At 61.3% G+C, this 19,616-nt stretch carries 13 protein-coding genes and 1 pseudogene; 5 read left to right on the plus strand and 9 right to left on the minus strand.

What is annotated here, in order from left to right; translation table 11 throughout:
* Positions 1-4: 4 nt before the first annotated feature.
* From VMP31_RS00515 to VMP31_RS00525, 3 genes are read right to left on the minus strand one after another with little or no spacing between them, the layout of a single operon-like run.
* Entirely contained in the window at positions 5-1,000 is a 996-nt protein-coding gene (locus VMP31_RS00515; protein WP_325502981.1) for a PilW family protein, read from the minus strand.
* Positions 997-1,458 carry a type IV pilus modification protein PilV gene (gene pilV / locus VMP31_RS00520; protein WP_325502983.1) on the minus strand — a complete coding sequence of 154 codons (462 nt, stop codon included), beginning with the start codon at positions 1,456-1,458 and terminating at the stop codon, positions 997-999. Before pilV ends, VMP31_RS00515 begins: the two co-directional genes overlap by 4 nt.
* Positions 1,455-1,931: a GspH/FimT family pseudopilin gene (locus VMP31_RS00525; RefSeq protein WP_325502985.1), complete on the minus strand. Its 477-nt coding sequence runs from the start codon at positions 1,929-1,931 to the stop codon at positions 1,455-1,457. The genes pilV and VMP31_RS00525 overlap by 4 nt, the downstream gene beginning before the upstream one ends.
* 1,316 nt (positions 1,932-3,247) lie before the next feature.
* On the opposite strand from VMP31_RS00525, the gene VMP31_RS00530 reads away from it, so the two are divergent.
* The 5 genes from VMP31_RS00530 to VMP31_RS00550 all read left to right on the plus strand — a co-directional run bounded on the left by VMP31_RS00530 (position 3,248) and on the right by VMP31_RS00550 (position 11,759).
* On the plus strand, positions 3,248-5,053 hold the full coding sequence (locus VMP31_RS00530; RefSeq protein ID WP_325502986.1) for a diguanylate cyclase: 1,806 nt from the start codon (positions 3,248-3,250) through the stop codon (positions 5,051-5,053).
* A gap of 269 nt (positions 5,054-5,322) precedes the next feature.
* A complete protein-coding gene (locus VMP31_RS00535) occupies positions 5,323-5,733 on the plus strand; it encodes a GGDEF domain-containing protein (protein ID WP_325502988.1) in 411 nt (136 codons plus the stop codon).
* Between the two features lie 297 nt (positions 5,734-6,030).
* On the plus strand, positions 6,031-6,672 hold the full coding sequence (locus VMP31_RS00540) for a response regulator transcription factor (protein ID WP_325502990.1): 642 nt from the start codon (positions 6,031-6,033) through the stop codon (positions 6,670-6,672).
* 285 nt (positions 6,673-6,957) lie between these two features.
* Positions 6,958-8,052 (plus strand): hypothetical protein, encoded by a 1,095-nt coding sequence (locus VMP31_RS00545; RefSeq protein ID WP_325502992.1) that lies wholly within the window; start codon positions 6,958-6,960, stop codon positions 8,050-8,052.
* Between the two features lie 839 nt (positions 8,053-8,891).
* Positions 8,892-11,759, plus strand: a complete 2,868-nt coding sequence (locus VMP31_RS00550) for a bifunctional diguanylate cyclase/phosphodiesterase (protein ID WP_325502994.1) — start codon at positions 8,892-8,894, stop codon at positions 11,757-11,759.
* A 37-nt stretch (positions 11,760-11,796) separates the two neighbouring features.
* On the opposite strand, the gene VMP31_RS23310 is transcribed toward VMP31_RS00550, so the two are convergent.
* From VMP31_RS23310 to VMP31_RS00575, 6 genes and pseudogenes are all read right to left on the minus strand, one after another.
* The gene (locus tag VMP31_RS23310) at positions 11,797-12,678 is read right to left on the minus strand and encodes a methyl-accepting chemotaxis protein (protein WP_414705410.1); all 882 of its coding nucleotides are present in this window, start codon (positions 12,676-12,678) and stop codon (positions 11,797-11,799) included.
* Positions 12,655-13,755: pseudogene (locus VMP31_RS23315) on the minus strand (HAMP domain-containing protein); the annotation flags it as partial. The pseudogene VMP31_RS23315 and the gene VMP31_RS23310, both read right to left, overlap by 24 nt.
* Before the next feature lie 131 nt (positions 13,756-13,886).
* Positions 13,887-14,624, minus strand: a complete 738-nt coding sequence (locus VMP31_RS00560; protein ID WP_325502997.1) for a hypothetical protein — start codon at positions 14,622-14,624, stop codon at positions 13,887-13,889.
* Positions 14,625-17,033: an efflux RND transporter permease subunit gene (locus VMP31_RS00565; protein WP_325503072.1), complete on the minus strand. Its 2,409-nt coding sequence runs from the start codon at positions 17,031-17,033 to the stop codon at positions 14,625-14,627.
* A gap of 43 nt (positions 17,034-17,076) precedes the next feature.
* A complete protein-coding gene (locus VMP31_RS00570) occupies positions 17,077-18,102 on the minus strand; it encodes a WD40/YVTN/BNR-like repeat-containing protein (RefSeq protein WP_325503074.1) in 1,026 nt (341 codons plus the stop codon).
* Between the two features lie 147 nt (positions 18,103-18,249).
* On the minus strand, positions 18,250-19,611 hold the full coding sequence (locus tag VMP31_RS00575) for a DUF1329 domain-containing protein (protein WP_325502999.1): 1,362 nt from the start codon (positions 19,609-19,611) through the stop codon (positions 18,250-18,252).
* Positions 19,612-19,616 lie beyond the last annotated feature (5 nt).

Below are 19,616 nucleotides of genomic sequence, written 5' to 3' on the forward strand. Positions count from 1 at the left end.
CGATTCATGGCAGGCGATTCCGAATTCCGATGGTGGCCGAGAACACTTGCGCAAGACGACGATTCTGAATGGTCACAGCTGTTCCGTTGAAATCTATGACTTGATTCTCCGCCACCACATTGGCGTCGGCACTCACGAGCAATAGATAGACGCGAACGGATACGACGTTATCCCAATTACTGACTTCATTTGCTGGCACATAACTTTCAACCTGCCTGTTACTGCCAGCAATGCCATACAGAATCTGCATATCCTGAACGCCCTCGACCAACTCCTCATCGTTTTCAGTGCCGGTACTAAAACTGATTCGCCGAAGTGAAGGTGAGCTGTTAGCGCCGCCTCCTATGTAATAGGTCGCACTTTGCAACGTGAGAATTTCCATGGTTGAATCATAGGCATGACTGAAATCATTTTTGCCGGGGTTCTTATTCCCCGGTACCCCACTACTACCACGGGACAATGCGTTCGCATTTGTGTTGCTGCGATTCTGGAACATATCGCAGCCGCTATAATCAGAGACAATAACAATGGTATCTTTTGCGACACCGCTCTCCGCCGTCAGGCTGATAGCGTTTGCGCCGGCAGTAGTGCTCCCACTTGCCGTTGCCCCCGGAACATTGGCTGCATATTTGACATGAATTACATCGCCTGCGGTGCGTTTTTTCACCCATGACGGCGAGGCATTGGCTTTGCCGCTTATAGGCTGGTCCACGTCAAAATAATCAGCTTTATAACCCTTACCGCTTTCATCAAGTAAATTATTCAGCGGTGCCATACATTCGCCCCTGTAGCCGACGTTGCGAATATCATTGGTAATAAACTCCATGGCAAAGCGACCGCTTTCCTGTACGCGGGAAAGTGCATTATTGGCGCTGTAGGTCTGCTTGCTCGCCAGGAATGTCTGCATTACACCCGCCATCAGTAACAGGCCAAGCGTCATCGACACCATTAATTCAACTAGCGAAAAACCTTGCTGCCGCGGGATTAATAAAGGGGTCATATTTCGGTCCGGTAGACGAAGATTTCAGGGCCGCTGTCGGTGCCGTCGGTTGCCTTTATCCGCCCACGGCTATCGTTCCAGCGCACCGAAATGGTTACCAGACGGTCGGCTTTCTCGACCTGGCCGGTCCCTTCCGGGAGCGTCAGGGCAAGCGTGTTCAGCCATTGGGCGATGTCTTTCTGCGCTTGCGTGCCACTCACCGAGTGGTCGCTGGATGAGACAGGAAAATCGAATTTGTAGGCGTCGTTCAGCGCCTCCGTACGATTGGCCCGCATACGATCGGCCATATCGCTGGCAAGCAGGGTCACCTGCGAACGGTAATAGGCGCTGTGGTTGCTCTGCACACTGGTGACCTGCAGCAGCGCCATCCCGAGCAGACCGATGGCGAGCACAATCATGGCGATAAGCACTTCGATCAGCGTGGTGCCGCGCTGGGCTACGGGAGAGAAGACGCTCATTGGCATACGTCCTTACTCAGGGTGCTGGAGCCGGTCACAGAGACGGTAACTTTCTGCATCTGCTGACCGCTGCAGCCGCTGGGCGTCACCGAAAAATTGCCGGCGGTACTGGCCATGCCATTGCTGCGGTAACTCACTCCAGCATTCGGGCCAACAACCACCAGGCCTTGTGCGCTGTCCCAAACCTTGATCACGTCGCCACCGGTTTGCTGCACCAACCAACCGCCGGCCCAGTCCGTTCCGTCTTGGCAGACGCTTTCATCAGGCTTTCTGCGGCACACCACAACGCCCTGACGGCGCTTGATGGCCTCCGAACGAGCAAGTTGCAACGCCCCTTGCAGCTCGCTGGCCAAGGTCGAGGCGCGACTGTCACGCAACATGCTGCTGAACGAGGGAACGGCGATACCGAGCAAGATGGCCAGGACGGCGAGAGCCACCATCAGCTCGATCAGGGTGAAACCTTTCTGCGACATCGCCCCACTCCTACTTGTCATCGAGTAGCACACACGAAATTGGCATCGGCTTTCCCTGATAAAGGTCTGAAACTCCAGTTCGGCGGCTCTTTCGCCCCGGGGACACCCAGGAACAACGCTCTGCGCAATATCGCTATGGCAAAGAAACTGCGGCCGCACACCACAGTGGGATATGGCAAGCATCGGCTACCCGGACTGCCACGGGCGCACAGTTATGTCCGCATAGCGTTGCTTAGAAAATCTGCGCGAAGCCCACTCGGCATCGAATTCCGACACTGCAGTGCAAGCGCCTAAAAAGAATGCATGCCCCCCCGCTCGGCAACCATCGGCCGAGGCTGAAACTCAGGTAGGGAGAGACCCGCAACAGGTAAGGGAATGACTGACAGAACCGCAGCTAACTACGCTGACAGGCTATGCGGTTAGCTGCGGAGAAGAGCTGCGAGGCCGGCAGGCGCAGCCGCCTCGCAGAGCGCATAGAACGAGACAGGTTAATAATATTTGCTGGCCCCTGAACTGCTGACAGAGGCTCACTCGAGGGCGGTCGCACATCACCCCACGCAGTCAAGTAGAGGGGGTATCTCCTCATCAAAGGGAACGACAGCAAGTGCAAAGAGCATCAAATCTGGTGAATGACAGCCAGAGCCCCAGCCATCCGAATATCTACCAGCCGCACTCGCCACAGCGGTGCAGACGTCTCCAGAGCCCCTCCCCCGGAAACCCCCTACTCGCCACGAACAATTCCCTACGCAAATATCAGCCCCCAACCGATGGGCACCGCGTAAGCGCAAATGCATCCTTACATCCGCCACGCCAAGACATTCGCTCATACAGGCTTTAGGGCGAATCGGCAGGTAATTTGCTGCTCCTGAAAATGGAGTCCGTGTCTCGCTGGCTAAGCGCCCCCGTCTAGCCAGATCGACCATGGATCCCCGCTTAACGCGGGGATAGCATCTTTTCCTTTTCCCCAAAGTACCTTGACGCTCAAGCTGAAAGCCTATTCTAGGCCGGTAATCATCAGCCGAACTCAAAAAAGGCCGAGAATATGAAGAGCAGAACGAGGCGCTACGCGATCCCGACAAGCTTCATTCCGGGTGCCTTTGCCTGTTTTATCTACCAATACGACAAAGGCCAAAACTGCGTAACGACCTTCGCCGCAAGCGGGATAACGCACAGGCCGAACCGAATCCCCCAGATTCATGGTGCCCGCCGCGACCTTCAGCAAAAACAATATGCGCTCTATGGCCAACAGCAGTAAGTGCCCGAGGCATAAGGCTTTCTGCCAGAATCGAGGCACGCCTCCCCCTCGGGCAGCTGCCATGCACGTCGCCAGCCCTCTTCACTCCTTCACCCTGGCCCCTCGACTGCGCTGGCTGCTGGTCCTTTGCCTGCTCCTGACGAGCATGTGGAGCGGCGCAGCGACACGCCTGGGCGACAACACCGAAGCCCAGGACCTGTATGCACTGGTCGATTTCCTCGTCGACGCCAAGGGCAACCTCGGGCTCGATCAGGTCAGCCTGGCGGACGCCCCGTTCCGCCCCGCGCGCGCGCGTCGCGACCTCAGCTTCGGCTACCGCCACGGCGCAGTCTGGCTGCGCCTGCCGCTGCAGTCGACGGCGCACGAGACGCGCAGCTGGCGCCTGGAACTGAACTATTCGTCGCTGGACGAGGTGCTTCTGTACGACCTCGGCAGCGATGGTGCCCGCCTCTCTCGCAGCGGCGACACCGTGCCCTATGGCGAGCGCAGCGTCGGCCACCGCAACCCAGTGTTTGAGCTCGTGCTGCAGCCCGGTGAGCGGCGCACGTTGTACCTGCGCGCCGCATCCCAGGGCAGCCTGACCCTCAGCGGGTCGCTGATGTCGGCACGCGACTTCGAGCAGCACAGCCAGATCGGCTACGCCGTGCACTCTATCTACTGCGGCTTACTGATCGCCCTGGGACTGTACAACCTGCTGCTGTTCCTCGCCCTGCGCGAGCGACCGTTCCTCTACTACGTACTGTTCATATCCACCTTCGCCCTCGGCATATTTTCGTCCAACGGACTCGGCGCGCAGTATCTCTGGCCGCAGGCCGAGCCTTGGAGCAGTCGCATGCTAGCGGTCAGTCTGACCCTGGCCACCCTGTTCTCGGCAGTATTCGCGCGCAGCTTCCTCGACACTCGCAAGTGGCTGCCGCGCTGGGATCGGGTCCTACTGGTGCTGTGCTTCGCCACCGCGCTGGCGGTGTTGGCGGCCCTGCTGCTGCCGATGCAACTCGCATTGCAGACCTTATCCGTCATCAGCCTGCTCGTCACCCCGGCGCTGCTGATCACCAGCTTCGTCTGTGTCGGCTACCGGGTCCCCGGCGCGCGCCTGTTCGCCGTGGCCTGGCTGATGTTACTGAGCGGTGCGGTGCTGCTGGCGCTGCGCAACTTTGCCCTGATCCCCACGAACTTCCTCACCCTGCATGCCATGCAGATCGGCTCCGGGCTGGAGATGCTCCTGCTGTCCTTCGCCCTAGCGGCACGCTTCAACGAGCTCAAGCGCCAGCGCGAAGCCACCCTGCAACTCAACGAGAAGGTTCTGGCGCAGCGGGTGGCCGAGCGCACCGAGGAGCTGGAACAGGCCAACCGACTGCTCAGCGAGTTAGCCCTGCTAGACCCACTCACTGGCCTGGCCAACCGCACGGCACTGCAGCAACAGTTGAAGCGGGCGTTGACACGCACCCAGCGGCGCGGCGAACAGTTGGCGGTGATGCTGATCGACCTGGACGGTTTCAAGCCGATCAACGACCAGCACGGCCATAGCTGCGGCGACGAGGTCCTGGTCGAAGTGGCTCAGCGTCTCAAGCAGTGCTTGCGCGACACCGATTTCCCCGCCCGCCTCGGCGGCGACGAGTTCGTGGTGATCTGCGAGAGCGTGCAGTCAGCCGAGGCCGCTGGGCAGTTGGCCGAGCGCCTGTTGCAGGAGCTGGGCAGCTCCATCCAAATGGAAAGCGACACCGTGCGCGTCGGTGCCAGCATCGGCATCGCCCTGAGTCGCGGACAGGACGACGCCACCACGCTAATCCGCCGCGCCGATGCGGCGATGTACAGAGCCAAGGCCGCCGGGCGCAATCGCGTGCATCTGGCGCAGGCACATGCCTGAGCTTCTGGGCAGCAGCGCTGTCGGCCTAAGATAACCGTAGCCCCTGATTCGGTGAGCACGCCATAGACAAGAATCTGTTGCTGCAAGAAGTGCTCGCCCAACTGCAGTCCGGTATCGACCGGGCCCACCAGGCTGATCCAGGCAACACATCACTTCCAGTACAAAACCTCCAGAAGCCAATGAATCGGTCGCGGTAGGACTACACCCCAAGACGGCGGGTCAACGACAGGCGCGACGAAATCGGTAGCCTGTCGCGCACCTTCGACAAGATGTTGTCGGACGTCCACGAGCGCGACCGCAAACTGAGCCAGATGGCCTATTACGACAACGTCACAGGGCTGACCAATCGTGACTACTTCATGGAGCGCCTGGATCAGGCGGCGAGCAACGCGCTGCGTTACGGCAGCCACTTTTGCCTGATGTTCATCGACCTAGATAATTTCAAGATCGTCAACGACACCCTAGGTCACCAGGTGGGCGATGAGCTGCTGCGAGAAGTGGCCAGACAACTGACCGAGGTATCGCGCAACAGCGATGTCCGCTGCCGCATCGGTGGGGACGAGTTCGCCGTAATCCTGGAAAACATCCAGGACCTAGAGGGGACCGGTGTCCTGGCACAGAAAATCATTGATAACCTGTCCTGGCCGATCAATTTGCATGGCCTGGAAATCACCATATAAGTGGGCATTTGACTCGTCTGACCCGCTTCAGGGCCATGCTCAAACAGCCTTCGGCAGCAAACTACCCTCCTCCCGGCAGGCTATCGCGTATCGCAGACACGGAATAAACCCAGACACCAGAGTATTTCCGCCTATTACCGAGACATCACGCAGGGCACCCACCTACGACACACCAGCAAGCCCCTACCCTAAAACCAGCCACGGCCGATGGCCTTATCCAAACGCGATAGACACCCTAAGCGGATGCCGGCCCGTCAGACCTCTCGCCAGATGCCCTCATACTTGCAGCCAGAATCCATGCCCAATGCGATCCGCTTACTGATAGCCGACGACCACGCCATCATGCGGGAAGGGCTAAAACAGTTATTTGCTCTGAGCAGTGATCTTCAAGTTATCGCCGAAGCCGATAGCGGCCCCATGGTTCTAAAGCGGTTGCAACAAGGCGATATCGACCTGCTACTGCTTGATATGAATATGCCCGGACTCCACGGCGAAGACCTGATCCTTCATATACGCAACCTCTATCCGGCACAGAAAATTCTGGTGTTAAGCATGCACAACGAGCCGCAATTCGCCCAGCGCGCGCTCAGAGCCGGAGCCACCGGCTACCTGTGCAAAGAGTGCGACCCGGAAACCCTGTTCTACGCCATCCGGCGCGTCGCAGCAGGTAACCGCTATATCGATCCACAGATTGCAGAGGGCATAGCCTTCGAAGCCAGCGGGCTAAGACCTCAGTGTCACCATGACAAACTCACCTCCCGGGAGTTTCAGGTCCTACGCCTGCTCGCCAGCGGCAACAGCGTGACCGCAATCGCCGAGAAGCTGACCATCAGCAGCAAGACCGTCAGCACCCACAAGGCTCGCCTTATGGATAAGATGGGGCTGCCCAACAATGCCGCCATCGTCCGCTATGCCGTAAGCCAAAGCCTTATCGAGTGACGCGGTAAACACCTGTTGATCGCAGCTAAGTGCGAGACCATCACGGCACGCCCTGCCTATCCCTTTCCGATTTCACTCATCGGCACACCCAAATAATGGCACAACGCCAGATAGGCAACCGCCTACCTGAAGCACCGTCATGCCTACAGCAAAACCAGCATAGGCCGATGGCCGCTCCACTCGCACGGCCTGCACCATGCTGCCTCTACCGGCACTCCACGGCCGGCCCTTCATACAAACGAACCGGTCCGGCGCTGCCGTCATACCGATCACCGGAGAATTCGATTGAGCGAAGCCATCGACACCTCAGAGCAATCCCCAGCAGGGGTATCTTCGGTCATTCTGACCATCGCAGCACTCGGTGCGATCTGCGTGCTGGCTGCCGGGGGGGCCCAACCCCTGGCTGTCGGGCTCGCCTCGCTACTTCTCGGGTTGGGCGCAGTGGCCACGTTGCACTACCGCTCGTATAACCGCGTCCTGCGCTACGCCCACCAGACGATCAGCGCAAAACTGCACGCGACCGGGGCTCGGGATGATCAGGCTATCTGCGCTTGCGCACAGGCACCGGCATACCGCTACATACTGCCAATCTGGGCCGGACAGATAGAGGCTACTCGCACGCTTACCGCAGAGGCCATTAGCACTCTGACCAAGCACTTCAGCAGGATGTCCCAGCGGGTCGAGAGAGCCACCGCCGCCGCCCAGAGCGGCACCACGATGAGCGGCGGGCTGACGCTGCTCCTCGGTAGCAGTCGGCAAGAGCTGGAAGAGACAGTCGTGTCGCTGCGCGCGGCCCTGGCCACCAAAGAAGTCCTGCACTATGAAGTGACGGAACTGTCCAGGCTTACCGAACAGCTGCAAACGCTGACCCAGGATCTCGGCAATATTGCCGAGCAAACCAACCAGGTAGCGCTTAACGCCAACCAGACCAACCAGGAAAACCAGGGTTTGGCCGCGGTCACGGATGAAATCTGCAGACTCTCCAGCCTGTGCAGCGAAACCGGTAAACGTATCGGCGAGACCGTGGACGCGGTGAACACGACCATCGCCAGCTCCTTGTCGACCTCCTGCCAATATACCGAGCAGAATGGGGCCACGGCGCTCAACGCCGGAGAGGTCATCGAGCACGTTATCAAGCGTTTTCGCAGTGCGACCAACACGCTTCTCAAGTCCTCCCGCGAGCTGCACGAGGAAAGCCAAGCGGTTGGCCAGGACATTACCCAGGTGCTGGCCAACCTGCAGTTCCAGGGGCGCGTCACTCAAGTGCTCGATCTGGTCCGCTGCGATCTGGAAAAACTGCATCTGACTCTTGTCCAGGCCGACACTCTTCGACGCCACCCTCTGGCCCGCCCCACACCGGCACATAGCCGTCCGGCATGAGGCGCACTGGCGCAATAGCCTGAGCGCTAGCTGCAACCGACTCAGGCTCAGCGCCCCCAGGGCGCTGTTGCGGTTTTATCGCACTGTCACCAACGAAACGGCAACACACCCAGGACTCCAGCCGTCAAACACTGTCGATCTATCCGCCAGTCCAAACGCCCTGACCCGGGCGCAGACAGCTAAGGAACCACCTACCCAAGCCGCCGCCACACCTACCTAAAAACCAGCATCGGCCGATGGCTGGCCACTCCTCACAACCAGCAACATGCGCCCGTACTGGCATTGTGCCGCCCCGCCTTACAACGCAAGACAAACCGGCGCGTTGCTAGCTGCAAGGCCGGAGCCGGACGGAGATTCCGCATTGAATGCAACAACCAACGCCTCCTCCCTTCCGCCTCCCAGCGGGACCAGCCTTGGCATTGCTGACCCTGGCTGGCCCCAGCGCCACTTGCTGCCTGCGGCGCTGGGCGCACCAGTCCTGGTGCCAGGTACGCCTGACGCGCTCTATTACCACTCACGCAAACGCGCCCTGCAAACACGCGCAGAGGCGCTACGGACAGCCAAGAACCGCGGCAACCAGAACATCTGCCGCCATGGCTTGAAGCCTGTATGCCGGGATGTGCCGCCGATCAGGGCCAGAACGCTCGGGGCGGACATCAACCCTATCGAAGAGGCCATGGCGAGCCGCACCGGCAGCGCGTGTCGCCCCCACGGCGGGCAAACAACGCGCATGCCGCGCTTATCCATGCGCCATGCCGCAAGCGCACTCCTTATCGGCCAAAGCCTATTTGAGCCATGCAGCACGGCTGCTCACGCACTCGCCAAACAAGGTGGTACGCATGAATGACACGCTTAACTTCCCCTGCCCGGTCAATGGTCACCTGCACACCGACCTCAAGACCAATTGCCTTGGCCTCTACCGTGAAGCATTCGAAAGAAGTACCGACTGCCAGGCCATTTACCGGTTCGACCCTGCCAACCGACTGCGTGTCGATGAAGCCAACCCGGCGTTCGAGTGGCTACTCGGGTTGTCCCGAAGCGAACTGCTCGGCCGCTACGTAGACGAATTGCTACCCGCCACCATGGCTCAGCAAGTACTCAACGACAGTCATGTTTGTATCAATAGCGGCCAGGTACTCAACGCCGAGTGCGAACTCAACCTGGCAGTTGGCCGCTGCTACTTTCTGCACAACCTGATTCCGTTACGCGATAGCGCCGGGCAAATTAACTGCCTTCTGCACATTGCCCGCGACATCAGCGCAAGCAAGCGCTACGAACAGCAGCTGTTAAGCGACAAGCTGACCTTTCGGACTCTTGCCGAACATACTCCGGACACCATCGCTCGCTACGACCACAACTGCCTGCGCACCTATGCCAACCCAGCCCTCTCACGCATTACCGGTGTACCCATAGCGGCCCTGCTGGGTAAAAACCCCGGCAACGGCAACAACAGCGCCGAGATGCTCGCCTACGAAGCCTCTTTGCGAGAAGCACTGCGCACTGGCCAACCTGGCGAATATGAATTGACCTGGGTAACAGCCGAGGGTCAGCCGATAATCAGCCAGATCCGCATCGTGCCTGAACGAACGGGTGACGGTGAAGTGGCCTGCGTACTGGCAGTAGGCCGAGACATCACCAATCTGCGCCGTGCCGAGCAGGAGCTGAGAATACGGGAGCAGGAGTTCCGCACCCTGGTAGAGAATTCACCCGATGTCATCGTGCGCTATGACCGAGAAGGCCGCCGCACCTACATCAATCCTGCCTATGAACGCCTCTACGGTTTCTCCCGCAGCGAGATTCTGGGCACCTCCATCACGCAGAAAAGCGCCCTGCCAACAGATTTGGCAACGCAGTACCACAACAGAATAATGGCCATTCTGGACAGCGCTCAGCCCGACATGATGGAGGCCGTCTGGACCAAGATCAGCAATGAACAGATTTTCCAAGATGTCCGAGGAGTGCCCGAATTCGACCCCCATGGACGGGTCACCAGCGTGCTGACCATCGCACGCGACATTTCCGCTCACAAGGCCACCGAACGCCGCCTGGAGCAGGCCGAAGCCCTGGCCCGTCTCGGCCATTGGCAACTGGATTTTCGACTCGGCACCCTGCAGCTCTCGACGGAGCTTTGCCGTATTGCCGGTAAACCTCGCGGCTGGTCACCGCGACCGAGCGAGGCGCTTGCTCTGCTCACGGACGCAGACCGGATCAGGGTCATCGCAGCCATCGAGCAGGCCCTGGCCAATCGCAGTGAAGAACTGCAGTTGGACTACTGCATCGAGACAGACCCGCACAAGCGGCACATGCAGTCCCACCTGCGCATCGAGTACACCCCAGACGGCCGCCCCCTGCAAATGCTTGGCACCGCCCAGGACATCAGCGAAATCAAGGCCTATGAGCAACGACTGCATACCCTGGCCTTCTACGACGCCCTAACCGAGTTGCCTAACCGTCAGCTGTTCAAAGACCGCCTGCAGCAGGCAATAGCCCAGGCCAAACGGTACGGTCGCCAAGTGGCCGTGATGATTATCGACCTCGACAATTTCAAGATCATAAACGACACCCTCGGCCATAGTGTCGGCGACGAACTGCTGCAGGAAACCGCCAAGCGCCTGCAGCGGACGGTTCGCAGCAGCGATACGGTGGCGCGACTGGGCGGGGATGAGTTCGCCCTGATCCTGAACCAGATAACACCGGGCACCAATCTGGACAGATTGAGCAACAAACTGCTCCAGGCCATAGGCGGCACTTACTCTGTCCAAGGGCGAGAGCTGTTCATATCGGGCAGCATCGGTATTGCCTGCTACCCAGACGATGCCGACAGCATCACCGAACTGCTGCAATATGCCGACGCGGCCATGTACCACGCCAAGGAACAGGGCCGTAACAATGTCCAGCTCTATACCCCACGCCTCACCCAAATAACTACAGAGCGTCTGGCCTTGGCGGCCAGCCTGCGCCAGGCGCAGCAAAATGGCGAATTGGCACTGCACTATCAGCCACAGATCGACCTGAGCAGTGGACGCCTGATCGGTGCAGAAGCCCTGCTGCGCTGGAACCACCCCGAACTCGGCCTGGTGCCGCCAAACAAATTTATCCCCATCGCCGAGGAAACCGGATTAATTGTCGAAATAGGCGAATGGGTACTGCGTACGGCCTGCCGCTGCGCCGCCGCATGGAACCACAGCAGCCGACATCCCTTGAAAATCGCGGTGAATCTGTCACCCAGGCAGTTCAAGATGAATGACCTTCTCGCCTCAATCCGCCTGATCCTGCAGGAAACGGGTTGCGCGCCGCACTGGGTAGAACTGGAAATCACCGAAGGCCTGCTGCTGGACAACAACGCGGCCGTACGCGAAACCCTTGAGCAGTTGTCGGCCATGGGTTTCACCATCGCCATCGACGACTTCGGCACAGGCTACTCGGCATTGAGTTACCTGAGTCGTTTCCCGGTTGAAACCTTGAAGATCGACCGCTCCTTTATCCACAACATCCCCCAGAATCAGAACAGCGCCGAATTGGTCAAGGCGATTATTTGCATGGCCCACACCCTGCGTCTGGTGCTGGTAGCGGAAGGCGTAGAGGAGCCCTCTCAAGAAGCCTTCCTGCAGCGCTATGGTTGCCATAGTGCGCAGGGTTGGCTGTATGGCAAAGCCATGGCACAAGATGAGTTTGAGCAGCAACTGCGCAATACAGTCCAAGATTGAGGAGCTCACTCAACGAGTCAGTCCGATAGCGGCTCATTCAGGCCCGAAACTGCGCAACAGCCGCCAACAGCTCTCGCTCCAGCCCTGCCAGTTCGTCACTGGCCACGACCATTTGCTGGTTGGCATCGGCAAAGCGTTCCGCTTCATCACGCAGCTGCATGACGTTGCGGCTGACCTCTTCGGCGACGATGCTTTGCTGCTCGGCACTTGCCGCGATCTGCTGGTTCATCTGTTCGATCACCGATACCGCGCCGGTAATGCCGCGCAGAGCGGAGCCCACCTGATCGGACAGGCCGACGCTGGACTGCATGCTGCGCGCGCACGCCTGGATCTGCGCAACGCTGTGCAGCGAAAGGCTCTGCAGGCCCGCTATCAGGGTTTCGATCTCACCTGTGGACACCTGGGTGCGCTTGGCCAGGGAACGCACCTCGTCGGCCACTACGGCAAACCCGCGGCCCTGTTCGCCGGCCCTGGCGGCTTCAATCGCGGCATTGAGCGCGAGCAGATTGGTCTGCTCGGCCACCGACTTGATCACGTCAACCACCGTGCCGATGCGCAACACCTGTTGCTGCAGTGATTGCACGGCCTGCTCGGAAAGCTGCATATCCTCGGCCAGGCGATAAATATGCTCGCGGGTCTGCTGCACGATCTGATCGCTGTTGCGCGCTTGCCGATCAGCCTCCAGCGCAGACTGCGAAGCCTGCTCGGTATTCTGCGCCACCTGCTGCACCGTTGCGGCCATCTGCTGCATGGCCGTGGCCACTTGCTCGGTCTCGACCCGCTGGCGCTGCGCGCCATTGTTGCTTTGCTCGCTGAGCCCACCCAGGGTCGCCGTCGACTGCCCAAGGCCAGCAACGCTTGCGCCGATACGGCTGACCAACCGCCGCAGGTTGGCGGTCATCTCGACCATCGCCGCCATCAGTTGCCCCAACTCATCGCGGCGCACACCCCCGCTCTGCATCTCCAGGCTCAGGTCGCCGGCGGCAATCCGCCGAGCGACCTGCAGGGTTTCCCGCAGCGGAGCAACGATCAGATTGCGGATGGTCAACGAGGCCAGCAGCGCCAGGGTGACAATTACCAAGGCCCCCACGGCCTGCAGCAGCATCACCGAGCGACCGCGCTGGTCCATCTGATTCTGCCGCTCGGCGGCGGCCTGTTCGACCTGGTGCAATACGCTTTGCGCCTGGGTATCCATCTGCAGCGCCGTTTGCGTGCTCAACGTCAGGCTATCGCGATAACGCTGAAACGCCTGGCGATACTCCACCAGCGCCGCCAGGGCAGCGGTCAGGGACGCCTCGGAGTTTTCGTCGACCCGGCCCTGGAGCAACTCCAGGGCGTTGCTCATTTCCTCGGTCGACTCGCGCCAGCGTTCGAGAGCGGCAGGCTGGCCCGCCTGCACATAGAGGAACTCGCTATTGCGGGTGACCAGCAACTTGCGCTGCAACGCCGAGGCCTGTTCGGCCAGGCTCAGCGGATCCCCCTCCAGGGCCTGGCCACTGTTGAGAACGCCGCGCACCTGGTCGTACATATCCAGCTCGACCATCTCGAACTGCAAGCGGGCCTGCTCGGCCTGCTCCTGCATATGCTGCAGCGCCTCGGTCGCCAGCCGCTGATGGCCGACAAACTGGGCGAACAACTGCTGGTAGCCGTCGATGGATTGCTGCATGGCAACTAGCATGGCTAAACCATCGGCCGTGGCTTGCGCCTGCATAGTGCGAAACTGGCTTTCGAGCGCACGCACCAGCTCCTCGACCTCTTGCGTGGCCGCAGCTGAGGGCTCAAGCGCATAACGCTTCTCGGCATTACGAATCTGCAAGGTCAGGCGATTGACCGCCGCCATGGCGCTGACCTGGCGGCCGTGTTCGAGCAGGCTGGCCGTGGCATACAAGCCCTGAGCAATGGCGACCACCGCGAGCACAGACACCAGGCCAAAACCGAGCAATAACTTCTGCCCCACCGAACAGTTGGCGAGCAGCCGGGCGATGGGCTTCAGCATTATTTTTATCCTTATATCTGAAGGCGGGTTTCGTAGGGTGCGCTGTGCGCACCAGCGTCGGCTGCGGATTGTTGGTGCGCACGGCCTAGGCAGCCCCGCGCACCCTACCCATTCATATGGCAGCCAGGTCGTTAGCGCGCCGCTATTTCATCAAGCACCACGACGATGCCGGCCAGGTAGCGCTCCAGGCTGCCGGTCACCCGTCCGGGGTCGCGGTCGAGCAGACGCTGGCGTACAAAGCGGTAGGCTAGGCGCTGTTTGTGCAGCCGGGCGGCCTGCTCCGGCAGCAGCGCCATCAGCTGGGTAAAACCCTGTTCAATCGCCTGGTCACGGGCGGCGAACTCGACCTCGGAATAGGCCAGCGAGTGATCGCCGAGCACCCGTGCGCTACGCGCCTGGGCATGCAGCAACAGGCTGGCGATATCCAGGCTCTGGCGGTTGAGCAAGCGCACCACGGGCTGCAGATCGGCCTGCACCTGCTGATAGGCCAGATCGCTCTGCCGATCCAGCTGCGCCCGGGTGTCGAGCAGGCCGATCAAGAGCTGCGGGTAACGCGGTGCCTCGTCCCGGCGCACGGCCTGCAAATCGTCCAGCCAGGCATTCAGGCTGGCCAGGGAGTCGCCCATCTCCGCCGGCAGGTCGAGTTGCAGCGCCAGGGCATCCAGGCGCTGCTGCGCTTCGCGCAAGGTCGAGAGATGACGCGCATCAGGCTGCGCGCGCGGGTCGGCATCGAAGTAGAGCAGCGCGTTCACCGCCAGCAGGGTCGCCTGGCTGCGCAGCTGCTGATACTGCTGCGCCGGCGCGGCGGCCCAAAGCGTCGAGGAGGCCAGCAACCACAGGCTCAGGCAGCCACCCTGCAGGGCGCGCACTCAGCTCACCACGCCCGGCGGCACGGCAGAAGCGTCGCCCGGCTTGGCACCGAAGACCTTCTGCGGCATCAGGAAGTAGGCCAGGGCCGGCAGCAGGATCAGCGCGCCGAGCATGTTCATCAGGAACATAAAGGCCAGCAGGATGCCCATATCGGCTTGGAATTTGATCGGCGAGAAGACCCAGGTCGCCACGGCAATCGCCAGGGTGATGCCGGTCAGCACCACCACCTTGCCGGTGAACAGCAGCGCCCGGTAGTAGGCCTCGGACAGTGAGTCGCCGGCACGCATACGCGCCAGAATCACGCTCAGTACATAGAGCGCGTAGTCGATGCCGATGCCCACGCCAAGGGCGATCACCGGCAGGGTGGCGACCTTGACGCCCATGCCCAGGCCGACCATCAGCGCTTCGGCGAGGATCGAGGTGAGCATCAGCGGCAGTATCGCCACCAGCACCGCGCGCCAACTGCGGAAGGTGACCCAGCACAGCAGAATCACCGCGCCATAGACCCAATAGAGCATGTCCTGCATGGCCTGCTCGACCACGATATTGGTCGCTGCCTCGATCCCGGCTGAGCCTGCGGCGAGCATAAATTTCACTTCAGGCAGCTTCTGCTCGGCGATAAAGGCTTCGCTGGTGGCCACCACCCGGCTCAGGGTTTCGGCTTTGTGGTCGGCGAGGTAAACGTACAGCGACAGCAGCGAGCAACCCTGGTTAAACAGCTCGCGCGGCGCGCGGGTCTGTACCGCGCCTAGGGCACCATCATTGGGGGTCAGCTCGTACCACTTGAAGTTGCCTTCGTTGTAACCGGCGGTGGCGATCTTGCTCAGCGCCGCCATGGAGTTGGTCGACTCCACACCCGGCAGTTGCTCCAGGCGCCAGGCCAACTGGTCCACCGCCGACAAGGTGCTGTAGCGGGTGCACTGGTCCTCGGGGGTGCGGATCATCACCACGAAGATATCGGAGCTCGCGGCATAGTTGTCGTTCATAAACTGCACGTCGCGGTTGTAGCGCGAGTCTGCACGCAGCTCCGGGGCACCGGGGTCGAGGTCGCCGATCTGTAGATTGCTCGATACCTGGTTGCCAAACACCGCCAGCAGCAGGCCCACCAGTACGGCAGCGACGGCCCAGCTGCGGGTGGTAAAGCGGTCGAGCAGACGCCACAGCGGATGACGGGCCACGCCGGCGCGGTCGTCCTGCTCCGCCTGCAGGCTGCGCTGTGCGGCCTTTGGACTGACGCCGGTGTAACTCAAGAGCACTGGCAGCAACACCAGGTTGGTCAGGATCAACACGGCGACGCCAATACTGGCGGTGATTGCCAGATCCTGAATCACCTGGATTTCAATCACCATCAGCACGGCGAAACCCACGGCGTCACTGATCAGCGCGGTCAAGCCGGCGAGAAACAGGCGGCGGAAAGTCAGCCGGGCGGCGATCCAGGGCAGCATGCCGCGGCCGATGTCCTGCATGATGCCGTTCATCTTCTGCGAGCCGTGGCTCATGCCGATGGCGAATACCAGAAACGGCACCAGGATCGAATAGGGGTCCAGCTCGTAACCCATGGATGCGAGCAGGCCGACCTGCCAGAGCACGCCAACCAGCGAACAGAGCACCACGACGAAGGTGCTGCGCACGCAGCGGGTGTACCAGAACAGCACGGCGATGGTCACCGCCACAGCGGCGACGAAGAACAACGCAACCTGCAGCAGGCCTTCGATCAAGTCGCCAATCAGCTTGGTAAAGCCGGTGATATGGATGCGCACCTGCTCGTTCTGGTACTTGTCGCGCAAGGCCTCCAGACGCCGCGAGAACTCGCCGGCATCCAGCGTTTTGCCGGTTTGCGGGTTGATCTCCAGCAGCGGCACGTAGATCACGCTGGATTTGAAGTTGGCCGCCACCAGTTGGCCGATCTCGCCGGAGCGGGCGACGTTGGTGCGCACCTCGTCCAGGCTCTCGGGTGAGCCGTCGTAGCTGCCGGGAATTACCGTGCCGCCGTCCAGACCGTCCTCGGTCACCGCGGTCCAGCGCGTGGTCGGCGTCCACAGCGACTTCATATAGGGTTTGTCGACACCCGGCAGCAGGTAGATTTCATCGTTGAGCTTGGCCAGGGTGTCGAGGTAGTCGGCGCTGAAGATATCGCCCTGCTCCGCCGTCACGGCGATCCGCAGGGCATTGCCCAAGCCGCTCAACTCACTGCGCTCGGCAAGGAAATTGACCACGAAGGGATGCTTGGTGGGGATGGTTTTCTCGTAGCTGGCGTTGACGCCGATACTCGCGGCCTGCCAGCCGAGCACCAGGGTGGCCAACAGGCACAGCAGCATCACCCAGGGCCGGTGGTTGAAGATCAGCCGCTCCACCCGGTTGCCCGAGGTGCGGTCAAAGTCTTCCAGGTGGCCGATCAGGCTGTGCATGGCGCTCGACGGTTTTTCGTATTTCACATCTGACTCCTAACGCTCAAGGGCGGGCCGCAGCCTGGATATCCTGGCGGGCGGACAAGCCGCCCAGACCGACGCTGGTCAGGCTGCCATCGGCCGCCTGCTCAACGGCGGCGACCGTCGCGCCCTGGTGGGTGCGGCGGTGTTCAAACTGCATGCCGCCATCGCCGCTCAGCAGCAACTCGCCGCTTTGGCTGGCCAGCAGCAGGCGGCCGTCGTTTAGCTCAAGACCAGCGGACAGGGCCGACTCCACCCCGGTGTCCAATTGACGCCAGCTGTCGCCGCGGTCGCTCGACCACCAGGCGTTGCCGCGCAAACCGTAGGCCAGCAGGCCGCCACTGCGGCTGGCCAGCAAACCGAAAAAGCTGCCCTCATAGGGCGACTCCAGTGCCTGAAAGGACTGCCCGCCATCGCTGGAGCGCAGCAGCAAACCGCGCTCGCCGGCGATAAACAGCTGCTCGCCCTGGGCACGAATGGCGTACAGGTTGAGGCCCTCGGGGTTTTCCACCTGGCCCATCCAGGCCTGCCAACTGCTGCCGCCATCGCTGGTGCGCAGGATCAGGCCGTAGGCACCGACCACATAGCCGTGCTGGCGATCACTGAAATACAGGTCGAGAAAGGGCTTGTCCGGGCCATCGGCGACCAGCCATTCGGCGGCCTTCACTAGCTTGGCATCGCCACCCTGCTGGGCAGCCTTGAGCGCCAGCTGCGCGGCCTGAATGCCATCCAACTGTTTGCTCCAGGTCTCGCCGCCGTCCGCGCTATGCAGCACAACGCCGAGATGCCCCACCGCCCAGCCCTGCTCGGCATCGACGAACTGCACCGAAGTCAGACTGACGCTGGCCGGTACCTGGGCCTGCCGCCAGTTCACCCCGGAATCGTCCGAAAGCAGAATAATCCCGCGCTCGCCAACCGCCACCAGCCGCTCACCGGCACGGGTCACGGCCAGTAGCACCGAGCGCGGGGCCTTGGCGCTGTGTAGCGCCGGCTGGTCGAGCAAGGGGATCTGCGCGCTGGCCGTCGATTGCGCCACCGTTTGCGCCATAGCCCAACCGGGCAGCAGCAGCGCGCTCAATAGCAGGGGCAAAGCCCGGGTGAATAAAAATTTACTGCTCATATGCGCTCCAACCACTGCAGAAGAGTTAGCCAGACAACACGCCAGAGCCTTGGCCCCGGCGTGCCGGTAAATGGCTTAGCGCATGCTGTCGCTGGCCATGGCATCAGGGGTAAAGAACGACGCCGACGGACGCGGGTAGTCCTGGTACTGCACCTTCAGATCGTTGGCCGCGGCGTTGAGGAAGTAGGCACCGGTTTCCAGGTTGTAGCTGCCCCACATGACCTGGGCGGTCAGCACCGGCATTTCCGGCGCGAGCAGGGTCAGCGAGTAGTTGTGGCGGCCGAGCTTGCCCTGCGCGTCGTAACCGTCGAGCAGCAGTACCTGCCAGGAGTCCTCATCCACGTAGTAGGTGCGCTTGGGCACCACATGGCGCTTGCCGGCCTTGAGGGTGGCCTCGACGACCCATACGCGGTGCTTCTCCCAGCGCACCAGATCGGGGTTGAGAAAGCCCGGCTTGACCAGCTCGTCGCTGCTCGCCGCCGCGGCGCGGTTGTTGTTGTAGGGCACCAACAGCTCCTTCTTGCCGACCAGCTTGAGGTCGTGGCGGTCGGTCGGGCCGAAGATCATAAAGGCCTCGTCGAAGAAGCCGACGCCGGAGGTGACAAAGTCCGGAGTGTCGTAGGCGACGTTCGGCGCACGACGCACCCGGCGTTGGCCGACCAGGTACTGCCAGGCGGCGCGTGCACTCGGGTCCATATCCCAGTGGGTCATCAGGCCTTCACCGGCCTTGGACGATGGCTGCTCGGTGAGCAGCTTGCCGATCAGGTGCTTGCCGCCATAGGTGTCCAGGCTACCTTCCTTGAAGTAGTAAGGGTGCTGGTACCAGAAGCGCGCGCGGGTGGCCTGCAGCTTCTTGCCACCGGCGGTCATCAGCCAGGTGTCAAAGGGCGCGTAAAAGGTATCGGCACCCTGCCAGGACAGTCGGTAGTTCCACAACACTTCCGCGCCGTTCTGCGGTATCGGGAAGGGAATACCGCCATAGGCCCCGCTGACTTTCTCGGTGGCCTCTTCGAGGGTGGCGCGGGTGGCGTTCTGCAGGGTGTTGTCGTACACCCATTGCGGCGCGGCGGCGCTACGGTGGGTCGGGTAGACGTCCAGGCGGTAGTCCGGGTACTTCTTCAACAGCGCCTGAGTGCCTTCGGCCAGTTGCTCGGCGTACTGCGCCATATTGCCCGCGCTGACCGAGAACAGCGGCTTGTCGGCGGCGAAGGGGTCGGCGCGCTTGTCGCCGCTTTTGTAACCGGCCGGCACCTGGGTGTAGCCACCGGTCCACTCTGGGATGCTGCCATCAGCATTGGCGGCGCGTTCAGCCCCCATAGGTGTGAGGTCGGCATTGAGGCGCGCGGCCTGATCCGGGGAGACCGCCGCATGGGCGAAACAGCTGCCCATCAGGGCTATCGTCAGGACAGAGAGACGCAAGGAAAATTGGCTTTGCATGGCGA

The organism is Pseudomonas sp., assembly GCF_035512415.1.
GTDB lineage: Bacteria > Pseudomonadota > Gammaproteobacteria > Pseudomonadales > Pseudomonadaceae > Aquipseudomonas.